General features: G+C 70.9%; 15 protein-coding genes and 2 pseudogenes. 13 read left to right on the top strand and 4 right to left on the bottom strand.

The features are described from left to right. A partial coding sequence (locus tag ACWJ6R_RS13060; RefSeq protein ID WP_449062470.1) for a D-alanyl-D-alanine carboxypeptidase family protein occupies positions 1-1,027 on the bottom strand: 1,027 nt, incomplete at its 3' end. A gap of 109 nt (positions 1,028-1,136) precedes the next feature. Between ACWJ6R_RS13060 and ACWJ6R_RS13055 the strand changes: the two genes are divergently transcribed. Then, complete coding sequence (locus ACWJ6R_RS13055; protein WP_449062469.1) at positions 1,137-1,385, top strand: SCO4848 family membrane protein; 249 nt, start codon at positions 1,137-1,139, stop codon at positions 1,383-1,385. On the opposite strand, the gene ACWJ6R_RS13050 is transcribed toward ACWJ6R_RS13055, so the two are convergent. Continuing rightward, a complete protein-coding gene (locus ACWJ6R_RS13050; protein ID WP_449062468.1) occupies positions 1,344-2,720 on the bottom strand; it encodes a peptide ligase PGM1-related protein in 1,377 nt (458 codons plus the stop codon). The genes ACWJ6R_RS13055 and ACWJ6R_RS13050 overlap by 42 nt on opposite strands. Before the next feature lie 540 nt (positions 2,721-3,260). Between ACWJ6R_RS13050 and ACWJ6R_RS13045 the strand changes: the two are divergent. After that, positions 3,261-4,501 (top strand): annotated as a pseudogene (locus ACWJ6R_RS13045) (amidohydrolase). 190 nt (positions 4,502-4,691) lie between these two features. Here the strand turns inward: ACWJ6R_RS13045 and ACWJ6R_RS13040 are convergent. Next, complete coding sequence (locus ACWJ6R_RS13040; RefSeq protein WP_449062467.1) at positions 4,692-5,018, bottom strand: hypothetical protein; 327 nt, start codon at positions 5,016-5,018, stop codon at positions 4,692-4,694. A gap of 909 nt (positions 5,019-5,927) precedes the next feature. On the opposite strand from ACWJ6R_RS13040, the gene ACWJ6R_RS13035 reads away from it, so the two are divergent. From ACWJ6R_RS13035 to ACWJ6R_RS13010, 6 genes and pseudogenes are all read left to right on the top strand, one after another. Beyond that, positions 5,928-7,019, top strand: a complete 1,092-nt coding sequence (locus ACWJ6R_RS13035) for a BMP family lipoprotein (RefSeq protein WP_449062466.1) — start codon at positions 5,928-5,930, stop codon at positions 7,017-7,019. Positions 7,020-7,124: 105 nt separating this feature from the next. Then, positions 7,125-8,671, top strand: a pseudogene (locus ACWJ6R_RS13030) (ABC transporter ATP-binding protein). Beyond that, positions 8,668-9,810 (top strand): ABC transporter permease, encoded by a 1,143-nt coding sequence (locus ACWJ6R_RS13025; RefSeq protein WP_239319531.1) that lies wholly within the window; start codon positions 8,668-8,670, stop codon positions 9,808-9,810. Before ACWJ6R_RS13030 ends, ACWJ6R_RS13025 begins: the two are co-directional and overlap by 4 nt. After that, entirely contained in the window at positions 9,807-11,096 is a 1,290-nt protein-coding gene (locus tag ACWJ6R_RS13020; protein ID WP_449062465.1) for an ABC transporter permease, read from the top strand. The genes ACWJ6R_RS13025 and ACWJ6R_RS13020 overlap by 4 nt, the downstream gene beginning before the upstream one ends. After that, positions 11,093-11,485: a cytidine deaminase gene (locus tag ACWJ6R_RS13015; RefSeq protein WP_449062464.1), complete on the top strand. Its 393-nt coding sequence runs from the start codon at positions 11,093-11,095 to the stop codon at positions 11,483-11,485. The genes ACWJ6R_RS13020 and ACWJ6R_RS13015 overlap by 4 nt, the downstream gene beginning before the upstream one ends. 5 nt (positions 11,486-11,490) lie before the next feature. Continuing rightward, positions 11,491-12,771, top strand: a complete 1,281-nt coding sequence (locus ACWJ6R_RS13010; RefSeq protein ID WP_449062463.1) for a thymidine phosphorylase — start codon at positions 11,491-11,493, stop codon at positions 12,769-12,771. A 108-nt stretch (positions 12,772-12,879) separates the two neighbouring features. On the opposite strand, the gene ACWJ6R_RS13005 is transcribed toward ACWJ6R_RS13010, so the two are convergent. Beyond that, positions 12,880-13,257: a MarR family transcriptional regulator gene (locus tag ACWJ6R_RS13005; protein WP_449062462.1), complete on the bottom strand. Its 378-nt coding sequence runs from the start codon at positions 13,255-13,257 to the stop codon at positions 12,880-12,882. Positions 13,258-13,344: 87 nt separating this feature from the next. Here ACWJ6R_RS13005 and ACWJ6R_RS13000 point away from each other — a divergent pair, with 87 nt between their 5' ends. The 5 genes from ACWJ6R_RS13000 to ACWJ6R_RS12980 form a co-directional block, all read left to right on the top strand. Beyond that, positions 13,345-14,772, top strand: coding sequence for an MFS transporter (locus tag ACWJ6R_RS13000; RefSeq protein WP_449062461.1), 1,428 nt, complete (start codon positions 13,345-13,347; stop codon positions 14,770-14,772). Between the two features lie 418 nt (positions 14,773-15,190). Beyond that, the gene (locus ACWJ6R_RS12995; protein WP_449062460.1) at positions 15,191-15,556 is read left to right on the top strand and encodes an AMIN-like domain-containing (lipo)protein; all 366 of its coding nucleotides are present in this window, start codon (positions 15,191-15,193) and stop codon (positions 15,554-15,556) included. An 82-nt stretch (positions 15,557-15,638) separates the two neighbouring features. Further along, positions 15,639-15,992: a cupin domain-containing protein gene (locus tag ACWJ6R_RS12990; protein ID WP_449062459.1), complete on the top strand. Its 354-nt coding sequence runs from the start codon at positions 15,639-15,641 to the stop codon at positions 15,990-15,992. A 64-nt stretch (positions 15,993-16,056) separates the two neighbouring features. Further along, a complete protein-coding gene (locus ACWJ6R_RS12985) occupies positions 16,057-17,139 on the top strand; it encodes an adenosine deaminase (RefSeq protein WP_449062458.1) in 1,083 nt (360 codons plus the stop codon). Positions 17,140-17,167: 28 nt separating this feature from the next. Beyond that, positions 17,168-17,659: PH domain-containing protein (locus tag ACWJ6R_RS12980; RefSeq protein WP_449062457.1), on the top strand; the 492-nt coding region annotated here is incomplete at its 3' end.

The raw sequence follows: 17,659 nt of genomic DNA, 5'->3' as shown, positions 1-17,659 counted from the left end.
CGGCCGGGTTCGCGGCCTGGGCGTTCGGGTCCGCGGCCTGGGCGGTAGGCAGCGGGGCCGGCTCGGGGACGGGCTCGACCAGGAGGCCGACCGGGACGGCCTTGCCGCGGGCGGCGAAGCCCCAGTCGAGCAGGTCGGCGATGTCCTCCCACATGTAGCCGTCGTGCCGCATGATCGTCACGATGACGGTGTGGCCGTTGCGCTTGGCCGCGCCGACGAAGCTGGCCAGGGCCTTGGAGGTCCAGCCGTTCTTGACGCCGATCATGCCCTTGTAGCGCCAGAGCAGCTTGTTGTGGTTGCCGATCTCGTAGTAGCCCTTGGGCGCGGGGAACTTGTCCGTCTTCAGGCTGACGTACCGCCGGAAGTCGGGGTTGGCCAGGCCGGCGCGGGCGATCAGCGCCAGGTCGTAGGCGGAGCTGCTCTGGCCGGGCTTGTCGAGGCCGTTGGGCGTCTTGGCCACCGTGTCGAAGGCCTGCAGCCGCCGGGCTTCGGCGTTCATGTCGGCGAGCGTCCTGTCCAGGCCGCCGTTGGCCTCGGCCAGCGCGACCGCGGCGTCGTTGCCGGAGACCAGCAGCAGGGCCTTGAACAGGTCCTCGACGGTGTAGAGCGGCTTGGGCACCAGCCCGACCGCGCTGCCCTCCACGTTGACGGCGTTCCTGCTCGGCCTGACCTTCTTCGCCTTGTCGAGCTTCGGGATGAGGGCCAGGGCGGTCAGCGCCTTGAGCGTGCTCGCCGGCAGGTAGCGGCCGTGCGCGTTCTTGGCGGCGAGTACCTCGCCGGTGTCGGCGTCCGCGATCACGTAGGACTTCGCCGAGGTCTTGGGCGGGGCCTTCACCCCGGCGGGGAAGACGATGCCCCGCTCGCCCAGGCGCGCGCCGCCGACGGGCTCCCGGCCGCTGGGGTCCCGGACCCCGGCCGGTGCGGCCTGTACGCTCTGCGCGGGCGATGCCGCCTGTACGGCCTGCGCGGGCGCGCCCAGGAAGGTGACCGTCGCGAGCAGCACCCCTGCGGGTGCGACGTGTTTCATCCCCATAGTGGTCTCAGGGTAGCTTTGTGGTGATTCGCCTGCGTTCGCATGCGGGGGCTCATCCCCGGCCTCGGGACGAGCCACGCTGCGGGATACGGACATAATGCAAATGTCGCGAAAGATCGCCGGATTTCTGGTCGCGCTTGCCGCTTTCATGATCGTCGAGTGGATCAACCTTGGGTTCAACCTGCAGGACGGCCATCCCACGGCGTTCTACGTGGTGCACGGCGTCCTGATCGCGGTCAACGTCGTGCTCGGGCTCGTGCTCGGGTCCGTCGGCCTGCGGGGGCTGGGCGGCCTGCGCGGCCTGCGGGGCCTACGCGGCGGGGTGGAGCGCTCGCAGGGTCCGCCGGTGTAGGTCGGCGGCCTCCTCCTCGGAGTTCCCGATGCTGGTGAAGCCGAGCTTGCCGAACTCGGGGATCGCGCCCAGCAGGTGCAGCACGTTCCCGGTGCGGGCCTCGCGGTCGAAGCCGAGTCCCCGGTCGCGCAGGAGCTCGACGACCTCGCGGGGCTTGCGGCCCCGCAGCCGGGGGACGGCGCAGTTGTCCGTGGCCACGTAGTACTTGGGCTGGTCGCCGTGCATGAGCAGGCCGGTCCCGGGGTCGTAGACGGCGTCGGTGGTGAGCAGCGCGGCCCCGAAGGGGTGGGTGGTGCCGCCGATGCGCAGGTTGATCTCGCACAGCAGCGTCCGGTAGCCGCCGTCGGTCTTCACGGCGAAGAAGTCCATCCCGAACAGTCCCACCACGCCCCGGCGGGCCAGCACCGCGGCGATCCGCTCGGCGCACTCGCCCACCTCGGCGCGGTAGTCCTGGCTGGCGGGGAAGGTGCAGCCCTGGTACACGTCGCCGTTCGGGCCGCCGAGGACCTGCTCGTGCGTGGCGACCACGTCGTAGGCGCCGCCGGGCGTGATCCTGGCCAGCGCGCTGGGGGAGCGCAGCGGCCGGTCCTCGATGAACTCCTCGATCACCGCCCCCCGCGCGGCGATCTTCTCCGCGAAGGTGGCCCAGTTCTCCTCGGCGGCCGAGAAGCTCGTACGGCAGGCGGTCAGGCGCGGGGCGTCCTTGACCACGATGGCGTTGCCCAGCCCCGAGTAGCTGTTGTTGAGCTTGACCATCAGCCGTCCGCCCCGGCCGAGCGCGCGGGCCGCGTGCTCGACCTCGGTCAGCGACCGCAGGTCGGTGAAGCCGGGGACGAGGGGGACCCCGGCCTCGTCGCCGACCAGTCGGCTCCCGCTCTTGGAGCCCAGGTGGGCCAGGGCGGTGGCCGGGCCGTAGACCGGCAGCCCGGTCAGCCCGGAGAGCCGCTCCTCGGACGCGCTGACCACGAAGGGCACCATCCACGCGTCCCGGACGTCGTCCAGCGCGCCCCGGATCCGTGCCAGGACGTCGGGACGGGCCAGGATCTTGTCGGTGAGCGGCAGGGGGCGCGGATCATCCAAACTGATCATTTCCAGGCGTCCGCGGGCCTCGTCCGGGTCGTCGAGGAAGCCCAGGTAGTAGTCGACGATCGCCGGGTCCACCTGGACCGAGCTGAGATAGGCGACTTTCACCCCCGGGCGCTTCAGGGTGAACAGCAGGAAGAGCAGCCGCTCCTCGTAGCAGCGCGCTCCGGTGATGATCCGGAGTTCGTCCTGGGGCAACGAGAGCGAGGGGATGACCACCACGGTTCCCTCGTTCGGTTCGAAGATGCTCAATCTGGAGTGCTTCTCCCCAAATGGGATATTAGTGATCATAAGCGGAGTGAACCACGCATTCTTTCGGGTTGCATCAGTCCGCCGGGTTCGATGAGCGGTACCTCAGGGTCACGGAAGTTGCCAGGTCGGGCGATGTTTCAACCGCACGGAACCCCGGGTGCCAGGCGCCCGTCGTCCGGTGGGACTACCGTTCCCTGGCTCGTTCGGGCTATTCGTCATGGTTCGGATGGGTCAGGAGGGACAGGAGACGGGTATGGGGCGACAAAACATTTGACGCAGATGTCGGCGCGGGGCCGCTGAGGAGGGATAAAGTCGATGTCATCGTCAACGCGCCGGTGGCCTCGCTTCGGCCTGCCGACTCCGCGTCGGCGATTCGTCGTCCACTCCGGCGTGTCCGTGATGCTCATCCGGGGCACCCGCCCGCGCCCTTCCGTGCGGCGACCGCTTTTCCAATCAGGACTGCCCCATGGATCGGGTGATTCTGGGCAGTGGCACGTGCGTCGAGGATTCAGACCGCTGGCGCGGATGGGACGGTGACCAATGCGAGGGCGTAATCTGCGGGGGGAACTCGACGCGTTCCTCGCCGAGCGCGAGGCGGAGCTGATCGGCTTCCGCCGAGACCTCCACATGAACCCCGAGCTGGCGTTCGCCGAATACCGCACGACGCAGCGCGTCGCCGAGCGGCTGGGCGCCGCCGGCCTCGTGCCGACGGTGCTGCCGCGCGGCACCGGCCTGATCTGTGAGATCGGCAGCGGTGAGGGCCCGACGGTGGCGCTCCGGGCCGACATCGACGCGCTCCCGGTGCCCGACGAGAAGGACGTGCCCTACAGCTCGACGGTCCCGGGCGTCTGCCACGCCTGCGGCCACGACGTGCACACCGCGATCCTGCTCGGCGCCGGGCTCTTCCTCGCCCAGCAGGCGAGGGCGGGGCTGCTGCCCGGCAAGGTCCGGCTCCTGTTCCAGCCCGCCGAGGAACTGCCCGGCGGGGCGCTGGAGGTCCTGGCCGCGGGCGGCCTGAGCGGGGTGGACCGGATCTTCGGCCTGCACTGCGACCCCAAGGTGGACGTCGGCAAGGTCGGCCTCAAGGCCGGGCCCATCACCTCCGCCTGCGACCGGGTCAACATCCGGGTCAGCGGCCCCGGCGGGCACACCGCCAGGCCGCACCTCACCGTGGACCTGGTCTTCGCGCTCGCCAAGATCCTCACCGAGCTGCCCGCCGCGCTCTCCCGCCGGTCGACCCGCGCTCGTCGCTCAGCCTGGTCTGGGGCCGGGTCGAGGCCGGCTCGGTGGCCAACGCGATCCCGGACGACGGCCTGGCCGAGGGCACGCTGCGCTGCCTGGACGAGGAGGCCTGGCACGCGGCCCCCGACATGATCAAGGCCCTGCTGGAGTCGGTGGCCGGGGCCTACGGGGTCGAGGTGGACCTGGACTACGTGCGCGGGGTGCCGCCGGTGGTCAACGAGGAGGACAGCGTGCAGATGCTGTCCGAGGCGGCCGAGAGCATGCTCGGCGAGGGCGCCGCGGTGCCGACCCAGCAGAGCCTGGGCGGCGAGGACTTCGGCTGGTACCTCGAGTCCGTGCCCGGGGCGTTCGCCCGGCTGGGCACCCGCACGCCGGGCACGGCGCACGCCGGAGACATCCACCAGGGCACCTTCGACGTCGACGAGAGCTGCATCGGCGCGGGCGTGCGCTTCCTGGTCGGTACGGCACTGACCGCCCTCTGGGAGGAGCGGCAGCCCACCGTCGAGGAGCCGCTCGTCGTGGTGAATTTGGACACCTGAGCCGCCGGAGGCCGGTCGCGTGGGCTTACCGGTCGCGGCGGGACCTGCTGTGTCTCCACGGGGGAGAGAGGGCCTGCGGAGATCCGATGATCTCCGCAGGCCTCACGGCGGTGATTCCCGATCCGTGCCAGGCCGGTCTTTCATCCGTTCCGCGGAGTCGACCGGCAACGAATCGGTGTCTCCAGCGCTCTCAGTGAACGTCCACACCCGCGTCGGTGATGCTGCAGTTGTACCCCGCCGCCCGCACGGTGGAAGTCGGTGCCTTCAGGGTGCCCCGCTCCCTGGTCACGGTGTTGCCGTAGATCGTGATGCGGTAGGGGTACTTCGAGGTGACGCAGGTGGCGCTCACCCGGTAGGCGCCCCAGCCCGCGAAGCACTGTGTGCGGGCGACGTTCGGCGATTTGCTGGTCTGGCAGGACCAGACTTCCGCATTGGCCGGAGAGGCCGTGGTGACGCTCCCGGCGAGGAGCGCTGCAGAGCTGATCAGGGTCGTTGCGACGGCCTTGAGCCTCTTCACGGTGAGTCCTTCTCGTGATGGGATGATCTTGTGGCGGCACGGTACCACGGGTCCTGTTGGACGAGTAGTCTGAATCTGCCTTTGCCATTCTTTCCGCAAGGTGCGGAAGTGTGCTGGTTCGGGGCGCTGAGCTCGGCTTTCTCCGGCCGCCCGGAAGGCCGACCGCTTCGTTCGTGGTCCGGAGAGGCCTGTGGTCCCGTGTTCGGCGGGGCTGGGGGCGCCGCAGCGGATTCGTGCCAAGAAATGTCCTGGATTTGGTGTGACTGCCGAAAAAGCCGGAACGTTTCCTTTCTGGTTAGTTTGCTGAATTACGGGTTTTATGGTGGAGGAACGTCTGGAGTGGTGGCCGGGATGGAGAGGGTGACCGGGTCCGCGGAGCGCGGGTCGCATTCCTGTGAAGCGAGTGGCCTGTTCGCTCCGCCGCCCCTGGAACGGGTGGGATTCCCGGTGGCTTCGTTCCGGCGGGCGGGACGGTGGACCGTGCGCCGTGGCTGCGCGTCGGCTCGGGGTGCCGGGCGGGGCCGCTCGTGCGGCATGCGATTCCGAATCGCGGCGCAGGCCGCGACTCCGACGGCCTGCGGGCGCCTCCGCGGCGGCAGGGCGTGCGGACCGTCGCTCTCGGGCTCCGCGCCCGAGGCCGGTGCGCCGGCGCCGGACAGGGGGCGGCGGCTGATTGCAAAAGCGGCACGGGACGTTGGAAGGGCTGTTGCCCGTGACCGGTTCGGGCTCTCTGGAGGGGGTAGGCCTCGTTCCGGTCACAGTCGCGACTGGGGTCGGTAACGGGCCGGTTGCGGACCTGTGTACCGGTTTGGAGTGGTCTGTCTTACCAACTACATTCCGTGGATGGCTGCCGTGCGTTTCTTCGTGCGTGCACAAGTTGATACAGCGGAGAGATGGAGGGGAGTCACCTTGCTTCGTAACCAGTTCGGCAAGATGGCAATGACCACGGTGGCGGGGGCCATGCTCATGGCCGCGGCCGCGTGTGGCGGCAACGACACCGGTTCCGGCGGGAGCACCACGGCGAGCCCGGGTGCGACCAGCGAGGCGCCCAAGTCGAGCCTCAAGGTCGGCCTCGCCTACGACGTCGGAGGCCGCGGCGACAAGTCGTTCAACGACTCCGCCTACGCCGGTCTCGAGCGAGCGGGCAAGGAGCTCGGCGCCGAGATCAAGGACCTCAGCCCGGCCGCCGACGGCTCGAACCGCGGTGAGCTGCTCCGCCAACTGGCGGACGCCGGCTACAACCCGATCATCGGTGTCGGCTTCGCCTACGGCGAGGACATCAAGAAGGCCGCCACCGAGTACCCCGACATCCAGTTCGCGGTGGTCGACTCGGCGTCCAACGCGCCGAACGTGACCGGCCTGCTCTTCGCGGAGGAGCAGGGCTCCTATCTGGCGGGCGTCGCCGCGGCGGAGAAGACCAAGTCGAACCACCTCGGGTTCGTCGGCGGTGTCGAGAACGATCTGATCAAGAAGTTCCAGGCCGGGTTCGAGGCCGGTGCCAAGTCGGTGAAGTCGGACATCAAGATCGACGTCAAGTACCTGACGCCGGACGGCGACTTCAGCGGCTTCAAGGCCCCGGACAAGGGCAAGATCACCGCTGAGAAGATGTACCAGGACGGCGCGGACATCGTCTACCACGCCTCCGGTGACTCGGGCCTGGGTGTCTTCCAGGCGCGCGCCCGCCGGCAAGCAGGCCATCGGCGTCGACTCCGACCAGTACGAGACGGTCAAGGAGGCCGACCTCAAGAAGGTCATCATGACCTCCATGATCAAGCGTGTCGACAACGGTGTGTTCGAGTTCATCAAGGCCTTCCAGGGCGGCGCCAAGGGCGGCAGCAACAACGTCTACGACCTGAAGGTCGACGGCGTGGGGCTGTCCACCTCCGGCGGCTTCATCGACGACGTCATGCCCAAGGTCGAAGAGGCCAAGAAGAAGATCATCGACGGTTCGGTCACCGTTCCGACGCAGCCGTGAGGTCGCTCCTCCGCGGGCCCCGGTAGGGAGACCGCGGAGGAAGCCGGAGAGGCCCGGGGCGGGTCCCCGGGCTTTCTCCCTGTCTCGGACAGGACCTCGCGAGCCCCCTAGGCTCTCCAGGAGAACGCATTGTGACGAGCTCGGACACCCTCGCCGCGGCGCCGCCCGCCGTCGAGCTTGAGGGAATCACCAAGCGCTTCCCCGGCGTCGTCGCCAACCACGACATCCGCATCGCCGTCGCCCCCGGAACGGTGCACGCGATCGTGGGCGAGAACGGTGCGGGCAAGTCCACCCTGATGAAGATCCTCTACGGCATGCAGCGGCCGGACGAGGGACGGATCCGGGTCAACGGCCAGGACGTCGACTTCCGTACCCCCAGCGACGCCATCGCCTCCGGGATCGGGATGGTGCACCAGCACTTCATGCTGGCCGACAACCTCACGGTCCTGGAGAACATCGTCCTGGGGGCCGAGCCGAAGAAGGCCGGCGGGCTGGACGCGGACGGAGCGCGTACGCGCATCCGCGAACTGGGCGAGAGCCACGGGCTCCGGGTCGACCCCGACCGGCTGGTCGAGGACCTCGGCGTCGGTGACCGGCAGCGGGTCGAGATCCTCAAGGTCCTGTACCGCGGCGCGCGCATCCTGATCCTGGACGAGCCCACGGCGGTCCTCGTGCCGCAGGAGGTCGACGAGCTCTTCGGCAACCTCAATGAGCTCAAGGCCCAGGGCTTCACGATCATCTTCATCTCGCACAAGCTCAACGAGGTGCTCAGCATCGCCGACGCGATCACGGTGATCCGGCGCGGCACCACGGTCGCCAGCGTCGAACCCGGATCGGTCACCGCCCGGCAGCTCGCCGAGCTGATGGTCGGCAGCGAACTCCCCACCCCGGAGACCCGGGAGTCCACGGTCACCGACCGCGTCGTGCTGGACCTGGACGGCGTGACGGTCTGCGGGAGCGGGGACAGACCGCTCCTGAAGGACGTCACCTTCCCCGTGCGCGCGGGCGAGGTCGTGGGCATCGCCGGTGTCGAGGGCAACGGCCAGTCCGAGCTGATCGAGGCCATCATGGGCCTGCGCACCCTGGACGGAGGCCGGATCCTCCTCTCGGAGGAGGACATCACCGCCTGGACGACCCTGCGGCGGCGTGAGGCCGGCATCGGCTACATCCCGGAGGACCGGCACCGCCAGGGCCTCCTGCTGGAGGCCCCCCTCTGGGAGAACCGGGTGCTGGGCCACCAGACGCGGGTTCCGGCCCGCAAGGGCATCTGGGTGAACCGCGCGGCCTCGCGCAAGGACACCGAGCGCATCATGCGCGAGTACGATGTCCGGGCGCCGGCATCGACACCCTCGCCCTCGCGTTGTCCGGCGGCAACCAGCAGAAACTGATCATCGGCCGGGAGATGAGCGGCGCGCCGAAGTTCCTCATCGCCGCCCACCCGACGCGCGGTGTGGACGTCGGCGCGCAGGCCGCGATCTGGGACCACCTGCGTACGGCCCGCGCCGCGGGACTCGCCGTGCTGCTGATCTCCGCGGACCTCGACGAGCTGATCGGCCTGTCGGACAGTCTCTACGTCATCTACGGCGGGCGCATGGTGGCCCGCCTCGACCCGAACCAGGTCACACCCGAGGAACTCGGCGGATACATGACCGGGGCGATCGCGGAGGGACAGGCATGATGCCCGCAGGGCTGCAACGCGCGCTGCTGACGGTGGCAGGCGCGGTGGTGGCGGTGCTGATCGCCGTCGCGGTGTCGAGTGTCGCGATCCTCGCCGCCGGGGCGAGCCCGGTGACCGCGCTCCAGGCGATGTTCGACTTCGGCGACACGCAGATCCAGGTGGTGAACTCCGTCACCACCCTCCTCAACCGGGCCGTCCCGCTGTTCGTCGCGGGTCTGGCGGTGGCCATCGGCTTCCGGATGAACCTCTTCAACATCGGCGTCGAGGGGCAGTATCGCATCGCGGCGGTCGTCGCCGCCTTCGTGGGGTCTCAATTCGATCTGCCCGGCCCCGTCCAGATCCTGTTGATCATCGCCGTGGCGATGGCGGTGGGCGGTCTGTACGCGCTCATCCCCGCGGTGCTCAAGGTGACGCGCGGGGTGAACGAGGTGATCGCCACGATCATGCTCAACTACATCGCGATCAACCTCGCGGCCTTCCTGGTCCGCGGCCCGTTCGCCGGTGAGCGTGCGGAGGGTCAGTTGACCACCTCCACGCCGGAGCTGCCGGAGTCCGCCTGGTTCCCCAACCTGAACTTCCTGTTCGAGATGTTCGGCCTGCCCGCCCCGCGCGGCGGCGGCCTGTGGGGATTCCTCGCGGTGGCGGTCGTGGCGGGCCTGATCATCTGGCTGGTGCTCGAACGCACCAGGTTCGGGTTCGAGGTGAAGGCCACGGGCCTCAACGCCTCGGCGGCCCTCGCCTCCGGCATCGACCCCAAGCGCATGGTGATCTCCGCGATGGTCCTGTCCGGCGCCGTCGCCGGCCTCATCGGCCTGCCGGAGATCCTCGGCCGCACCCACGCCTACGGCTCGAACTTCACCGCGGGCCTGGGCTTCCTCGGCATCGCGGTCGCACTGCTGGGCCGGAACAGGCCGGGCGGCATCGCGGTGGCCGCGCTGCTCTTCGCCTTCCTGGACCGCGCAGGGGCCCCGCTCCAGTTCGCCGACATCCCGCCGTCCGTCATCACCATCATCCAGGGCACCATCGTGCTCATGGTGGTGATCGCCAACGAGGTCACCATCCGCATGTCGATGCGCAACGAGGAACGGCGGGCCGCACGCCAGCTCGCCACCACCAACCAGGCAGGGGTGGCCGCATGACCGCGTCCGTGGCAACCGCGGAGGCCCGCCGGGTGCGCCGCTACCATCTGGCGCTCCTCGCCGTGGCGGCGCTGATCCTGCTCCTGTCGCTCGCCCGCGTCATCGGGGACGCGCCCGAACTCACCTCCTCGGGAACGTTCAGCGCCGCGCTGCTGCTGGCCGTGCCCATCGCACTGGCGGGCCTGGGCGGCCTCTGGGCCGAGCGGGCGGGCATCGTCAACATCGGCCTCGAGGGCATGATGGTGCTCGGCACCTGGTTCGCCGGATGGGCCGGCTACCAGTGGGGAGCCGTCGCGGCCCTCGTCGCGGGCCTGCTCGGCGGCGCGCTCGGCGGGCTGCTCCACGCCATCGCGACCGTGACGTTCGGCGTCGACCACATCATCAGCGGCGTGGCCATCAACCTCCTCGGCCCGGGCATCACCCGCTTCCTGTCCGAGGTGCTGTACGCCCAGGGGACGGCCGCCGCCGAGAAGGGAGCGGGTATCACCACCTCGCCCACGCTCTCCTCCACCGCCCCGGAGGTCAGCCTGCCGATCCTGTCCGACGGCCCCGACCTGCTCGGGAAGCTGGAGAGCACGCACTGGTTCCTGCTCTCCGACGTCGCGGGGATGCTGCGCGGCCTCACCCACAACGTGAACGTCCTGGTCATCCTGGCCGTCGCGCTGATCCCGCTGACGTACTTCGTGCTCTGGCGCACGGCCTTCGGCCTCCGGCTCCGCTCCTGCGGCGAGAATCCGTGGGCGGCCGAGTCGCTGGGCGTCAAGGTCTACCGGACCAAGTACGTCGCGACCGTCGTCTCGGGTGCGATGGCCGGGCTCGGCGGCGTCTTCCTGGTCTTCGTCACCACCAAGTACGTCGAGGGACAGACCTCCGGCCGGGGGTTCATCGGCCTGGCCGCGATGATCTTCGGTAACTGGCGGCCCGGCGGTCTCGCCGTCGGCGCCTCGCTGTTCGGCTACGCCGACGGCCTGCAGCTGCGCAGCTCCCAGGCCGTCACGGGGCTTCTGCTCTTCGGCGCCCTGCTCCTGCTCGTCTACACGGGCATGCAGGTCCGCAGCCGCCTGGCCGCCGGCCTGCCCGGAGTCCGGCAGTACACCGCCGCCGCGGCGGCCGCTCTCGCCGCCGTCGTGCTGCTCTGGCTCTGGCTGACCGTCGACAAGCTGCCCAACGAGTTCGTCTTCATCACCCCGCACGTGCTGACGCTGCTGGTCCTGTCCGTGGCCTCGCAGAGCCTGCGTCCGCCCGCGGCCGATGGTGTGCGCTATCGCCGAGGAGAGCAGCATTGATCGACTGGACCGCGCTGAAGGCCGAGGCCGTACGGGCCATGGGCAACGCCTACGCGCCCTACTCGAAGTTCCCGGTGGGCGCCGCCGCGCTGGTGGACGACGGGCGGATCGTCTCCGGCTGCAACGTGGAGAACGCCTCCTACGGCGTCGGGTTGTGCGCCGAGTGCGGGCTGGTCTCCGCGCTGCGGGCGAGCGGCGGCGGCCGGCTGGTCGCCTTCACCTGCGTGGACGGGCACGAGGAGCTGCTCATGCCGTGCGGGCGCTGCCGCCAGCTGCTGTTCGAGTTCGGCGGCCCTGAGCTGCTGATGGAGACCGTGGACGGGCCGAAGCCGATGGCGGAGATCCTGCCGTACGCCTTCGGGCCCGACGACCTGAGCCGGGGGGCCTGACAGACATGGACGCGATCGACGTCATCGTCACCAAGAGGGACGGCCGCGAGCTGTCCACCGAGCAGATCGACTGGGTGATCGACGCCTACACCAGGGGCGTGGTCGCCGACGAGCAGATGTCCGCGCTCGCCATGGCGATCCTGCTCAACGGCATGACGCGGCGGGAGATCGCCGAGTGGACCCAGGCCATGATCCGGTCCGGGACCCGGATGGACTGGTCCGCGCTGCCGGGCCGTACCACCGACAAGCACTCCACCGGCGGCGTCGGTGACAAGATCACGCTGCCGCTGGCCCCGCTGGTGGCCGCGTGCGGCGGGTACGTCCCGCAGCTGTCCGGCCGCGGCCTGGGCCACACCGGCGGCACGCTGGACAAGCTGGAGTCGATCCCCGGCTGGCGGGCCTCGCTCTCCAACGACGAGATGCTCGGCGTGCTGCGGGAGGCCGGGGCGGTCATCTGCGCGGCGGGCGACGGGCTCGCCCCGGCGGACAAGAAGCTCTACGCGCTGCGCGACGTGACCGGCACGGTCGAGGCGATCCCGCTGATCGCCTCCTCGATCATGTCCAAGAAGATCGCGGAAGGCACCGGCGCGCTGGTGCTGGACGTCAAGGTCGGCTCGGGCGCGTTCATGAAGACCGCGGACCGGGCCCGGGAGCTGGCCACCACCATGGTCGAGCTGGGCACCGACGCCGGGGTGAACACGGTGGCGCTGCTGACCGCGATGGACCGGCCGCTGGGCCGGGCGGTGGGCAACGCGCTGGAGGTGACCGAGTCCGTCGAGGTGCTCGCCGGCGGCGGGCCCGAGGACGTGGTCGAGCTGACCGTGCGGCTGGCGCGCGAGATGCTCCAGGCCGCGGGGCTGGACGGCGGCAAGGACCCCGAGCAGGCGCTGAAGGACGGCTCGGCGATGGACGCCTGGCGCCGGATGATCAGCGCTCAGGGCGGCGACCCGGACGCGGCGCTGCCCAGGGCCGCCGAGACGATGGAGGTCCTCGCGCCCGCGACGGGCGTGCTGACCAGGCTCGACGCCTACGGTGTGGGGCTGGCCGCCTGGCGGCTCGGCGCGGGCCGGGAACGCAAGGAGGACCCGGTCTCCTTCGGCGCGGGCGTCATGCTGCACGCCCGGCCGGGGGACGCGGTCCGCGAGGGCCAGCCGCTGATGACCCTGCACGCCGACGAGGCGGCCCGCTTCGACCGGGCGCTGGCCGCGCTGGACGGCGCCTACGCGATCGGCGGGCCCGGCGAGGTGGACCTGCTCCCGCTGGTGATCGACCGCATCAGGGCGTGAGCGTCGGGAGCTGACCCTCGAGGTCCCAGCCGGAGGTCTCCGGCGATCGGCGCGGCGGCCGGTCACCGCACGGCGGTGGCCGGCCGCCGCCGTGCTCGGGGTGCGTGCTCAGGCGGGGAGGCCGAAGATCCCGGCGACGACGGTGCGGTGGGTCGGGAGGGCGGCGGCGTGGCGGGCGCGGCCGTCCTCGGTGATGCGCACGAAGATGCCGCGCCGGTCGGCCTCGCACATGCCGCGGCTGACCAGGCCCGCCTTCTCCAGCCGGGCGACCACCCGCGAGCAGGCGCTCTGGCTCAGGTGCACCGCGTCGGCGATCTCCTGGACCCGGTATTTCGGCCGGCCGCCCTCGACCATGCGCTCCAGGACCTCGAACTCGCTCATGCCGAGACCGTGCCTGTCGGAGAGCTCCCGCTCCAGCGCGCAGGCGGTCACCGAATGCCTGGCCAGCACCTCCCGCCAGGCGCGGACGGCGGACTCCTCGCTCATGCCGCGGATCCTAACATGCGTGGACATCAAATGCATGGCAATTAAATTCTGTTGCATTAGATGTGTCTGCATGTATTGTTGGGCCCCATGATCCCTTCCTCCACCGAAGGACGCTGGGACGCGCGCCTGTGGGCCGCCCTGGCGGTCCTGTGCGCCGTCGTCTTCCTCGACGCGCTCGACGTCTCCATGGTCGGCGTCGCGCTCCCGTCCATCCAGGCGGACCTGGGCCTGTCCACGGACGCCCTGCAGTGGGTGGTCAGCGGCTACGTGCTCGGCTACGGCGGCCTGCTCCTGCTCGGCGGGCGCACCGCCGACCTCCTCGGCCGGCGCCGCGTCTTCCTGGTGGCCCTGGCGGTCTTCGCCGTGGCCTCGCTCCTCGGCGGCCTGGTCGACGACGGCACCCTGCTGATCGCGGCCCGGTTCGTCAAGGGCATCAGCGCCGCCTTCACCGCGCCCGCCGCCCTGTCCATCATCACCACCACGTTCGCCGAGGGGCCGGCCCGCAACCGGGCCCTCAGCATCTTCACCGCCTCCGGCGCCAGCGGGTTCTCCCTGGGCCTGGTCATCTCCGGGTTCCTGACCGAGCTCGGCTGGCGCTGGACGTTCCTGATGCCCGTCCCGGTCGCGGTCCTCGCCCTGGCCGCGGCCCTGCGGTTCCTGCCGAAGCGGCCCGAGGAGCGGGCCGAGAGCGGTCACGACCTCGTCGGCGCCGTGACCATCACCGCCTCGATGCTGCTGCTGGTCTTCGCCGTGGTGGAGGCGCCCGAGGCCGGCTGGGGCTCGCTGCGGACAGTCGGTTCGCTGCTCGGCGCCGCCGCGCTGCTGGCCGCGTTCGTGGTGACCGAGCGGAGGGTCAGGCATCCGCTGGTACGGCTCGGCATCCTGCGTTCGGGTCCCATCGTCCGGGCCAACCTCGGCCTGGTGATCCTGTTCGGCTCCTACGTCGGCTTCCAGTTCGTCGCCATGCAGTATTTCCAGAACTTCCTGCACTGGTCCCCGCTGGAGACCGCGCTGGCCTTCCTCCCGGCCGGCCTGCTGGTGGCCGTCACCTCGACGAAGATGGGCGGCCTGGCCGACCGCTTCGGCACCGCCCGGCTGATCGTGGTCGGCTCGGCCGCGCTGGCCGCCGGATACGCCTTCTTCCTGCGCGTCGACGGGGCGCCCGACCTGGCCACGCTGGTCATCCCCGGCATGGTCCTGCTGGGCGTCGCCTTCGCGCTGTCCTTCCCCTCGCTCAACATCCAGGCGACCAACGGGGTCTCCGACGACGAGCAGGGCCTGGCCTCCGGCCTGCTCAACACCTCCGGCCAGGTGGGCGGCGCCGTCGTGCTGGCGGTGGTGACGGCGGTGCTGACCTCCAGCACGAGCGCCGACCCGCTCGACGGCTTCCGCGCCGCGATCGCGGTCTCCGGCATCCTGGCGCTGGCCGGCCTGGTGATCGCCCTCACCGGCCTGCGCGGAGCCCGTACGGCCGCCGCGGCACGGAAGGAGGAGCCGGTCCTGGAGACCGTCTGAGAACGGGGGCCGGCCTGGGGGACGGAACCGGCCGGGGCGGTGAACCGGCGGGGATTACCGGGCATCTAACCTGGCAGGAGGCCAACATGAACCGCTCTCGCGCCGTGCTCGTGATCATTCCCCTCGTCCTGCTGGCCGGCTGCGGCGGCTCGACCGGCCAGGCGGACCCGCCCGGCCGGGCCACCGGCTCCCCGTCCTCCGGGTCGCCGCCACCGGCGGGACCGGGTCGGCCCCGCCGGCCGTACAGGACCCGCCCGACGCCCAGGATCGGCCCGGTGCGCAGGACTCGCCGGGCGCGCGGAGCCCGCAGGGGAGGACCTCCGCCCCGCAGGCGCCGTCCACCGGGCCGGAGCCGCCGACGAGCACCGGAGCGGTCCGGGTCGAGCGGAACCCCGGCGAGCCGCCGCTCGTCACCGGCGTGCGCTTCGCCGAGCACGGGGGATACGACCGGGTGGTGATCGACTTCAAGGGGGAGCCGCCCGGATACACCGTGGACTGGGTGCCCGAGCTGGTCCAGGACGGGTCGGGCGAGCCGATCGACGTCGAGGGCGGGGCCTACCTGCAGGTGACGATGCTCCCGGCCAACGCGCACACCGAGGAGGGGACCCCCACCCTGACGGGCGGGCCGATCCTCCAGGCCGGGCTGGGCAATGTGCGCAGCGTCGTGAAGACCGGCGACTTCGAGGCCGTGGTGGGCGTGGGCATCGTGCTGGAGCGCAAGGCCGGGTTCCGCGTCACCGAGCAGAGGCAGCCGAACCGCCTGGTCATCGACGTGGCTCATTGACGGGCCCGATGACGGGCCCGCCGCGGGCCCACTGACGCGGCCCCCTGCCGGGGCCCGCCGGGCCCGGTGGCAAGATGGACCGATGGTGAGGAAAATCGACAGCGCGACGCGGATCCCCGTCCCTGGGGGAAAGGTCATCGACGAGTACGTCGGCCGGGTCAACAGCGGTGACGCCGGGATCTCGATCGCGCACATGAAGGCCCCCGCGGGCTGGGACGAGCCGGCCCAGACGCCGGAGTTCGCGGAGTACACCCTGGTGCTCTCCGGGACGGTCGTCGTCGAGCACGCCGAGGGCACGACCGAGGTGCGCGCCGGCCAGGCGTTCGCCTGCGAGCCGGGGGAGAAGGTCCGCTACAGCTGCGGTCCCGAGGGCGCCGAGTACGTCGCGGTCTGCCTGCCCGCCTTCTCCCCGGAGACGGCGCGTCGTGACGAATAGCCCGCGCGGCTTCCGGCGGTCCTCGGAAGATCGCCGGACGGATACCGGACGGTAGGATATCGAGATGAGCCAGCAGCTACCCACCCTTGAGGAGATCCGCCGGGCTCCGAAGGTCTTGCTCCACGATCACCTCGACGGCGGTCTGCGGCCCGAGACCATCGTCGAACTGGCCCGGGAGACCGGCTACGACAGACTGCCCACGACCGACCCCGGCGCGCTGCGCACCTGGTTCCGGGAGGCCTCCGACTCCGGTTCGCTGGAGCGCTACCTGGAGACCTTCGACCACACGGTCGGCGTCATGCAGACGCGCGAGGCGCTGGTCCGGGTCGCCGCCGAGTGCGCGGAGGACCTGGCGGCCGACGGCGTGGTCTACGCCGAGGTGCGTTACGCGCCCGAGCAGCACACCGAGCGGGGCCTGAGCCTCGAAGAGGTCATCGAGGCGGTCCTGGAGGGGTTCAGGATCGGCTCGGAGGGCCGGGGGATCAAGGTGGGCACGCTGCTCACCGCGATGCGCCACCAGGCCAGGTCCATGGAGATCGCCGAGCTCGCGGTCCGCTACCGCGACGTCGGCGTGGCCGGGTTCGACATCGCCGGGGCCGAGGCGGGCTACCCGCCCACGCGCCACCTCGACGCCTTCGAGTACCTCCAGCGGGAGAACGCCCACTTCACCATCCACGCCGGTGAGGCCTTCGGGCTCCCGTCGATCTGGCAGGCGATCCAGTGGTGCGGCGCCGACCGGCTCGGCCACGGCGTGCGGATCATCGACGACATCGCGGTGTCCGGCGACGGAGAGCCCAAGCTCGGCCGCCTGGCGGCCTACGTGCGCGACAAGCGCATCCCGCTGGAGATGTGCCCGACCTCGAACCTGCAGACCGGGGCCGCGCCCTCCATCGCCGAGCACCCGATCGGCCTGCTCCGCCGCCTCAGCTTCCGGGTGACGGTCAACACCGACAACCGGCTGATGAGCGGGACCACCGTCTCGGAGGAGTTCGCCAAGCTGGTGGAGGCGTTCGGCTACGACTGGGACGACCTGCAGTGGTTCACGGTCAACGCGATGAAGTCGGCGTTCCTGCCGTTCGACGACCGGCTGGCCCTCATCAACGGCGTCATCAAGCCGGGCTTCGCGCGCCTGAAGTGGCAGGCGTAGACGGGATCGCGGGAGCGGGGCGGGTGCCATGAGAGAGGTGTTCCGGTCGAAGGCCGCGCTGGTCCTCGGCTGGGTGTGGGTCGCGTTCGCCGCGGCGAACGCGGCCGACCTGGTCGTCCGCTACAGCGGGCCGCCCTCGCTGGACGCCGGGGCGGTCCTGGCGGTGCTGACCGCCCTGGTCTTCGTCACGTGCATCCGCCCGGCGGTCGTCCTGACCGACGAGGGCGTGCTGGTCCGCAACCCGCTCCGGGACGCCTCCGTGCCCTGGACGGCCGTGGACGGCGTGGCGGTCTCACACTCGATCACGATCACCTCCGGTGACGCGGCGGTCCGCTGCTGGACGCCGCAGACCACCGCGCGGGAGCGGGCGGCGGCCGTACGGCGCGGGCGCTCCGGCTCCGAGGGCGGCGGTCCGGCGACCGAGCCCGCCCGGAGCAGGGGGGAGCAGGGCGGCGGCCGAGGCGCTGGCGGGCAGGACGCACGCCGACTGGGTGGCCGAGCAGATCAGGCGGCGCGCGGA

The organism is Planomonospora algeriensis (assembly GCF_977012225.1).
This window is presented reverse-complemented; position numbering and strand designations above follow the sequence as displayed.

What these genes read in the sequence shown, in the direction of transcription:
- ACWJ6R_RS13055 (WP_449062469.1), top strand. Translation starts at nt 1,137, where the DNA reads ATGTCGCGAAAGATCGCCGGATTTCTGGTCGCGCTTGCCGCTTTCATG.
- ACWJ6R_RS13025 (WP_239319531.1), top strand. Translation starts at nt 8,668, where the DNA reads ATGATGCCCGCAGGGCTGCAACGCGCGCTGCTGACGGTGGCAGGCGCG.
- ACWJ6R_RS13020 (WP_449062465.1), top strand. Translation starts at nt 9,807, where the DNA reads ATGACCGCGTCCGTGGCAACCGCGGAGGCCCGCCGGGTGCGCCGCTAC.
- ACWJ6R_RS13010 (WP_449062463.1), top strand. Translation starts at nt 11,491, where the DNA reads ATGGACGCGATCGACGTCATCGTCACCAAGAGGGACGGCCGCGAGCTG.
- ACWJ6R_RS13005 (WP_449062462.1), bottom strand. Translation starts at nt 13,257, where the DNA reads ATGAGCGAGGAGTCCGCCGTCCGCGCCTGGCGGGAGGTGCTGGCCAGG.
- ACWJ6R_RS13000 (WP_449062461.1), top strand. Translation starts at nt 13,345, where the DNA reads ATGATCCCTTCCTCCACCGAAGGACGCTGGGACGCGCGCCTGTGGGCC.
- ACWJ6R_RS12990 (WP_449062459.1), top strand. Translation starts at nt 15,639, where the DNA reads ATGGTGAGGAAAATCGACAGCGCGACGCGGATCCCCGTCCCTGGGGGA.
- ACWJ6R_RS12985 (WP_449062458.1), top strand. Translation starts at nt 16,057, where the DNA reads ATGAGCCAGCAGCTACCCACCCTTGAGGAGATCCGCCGGGCTCCGAAG.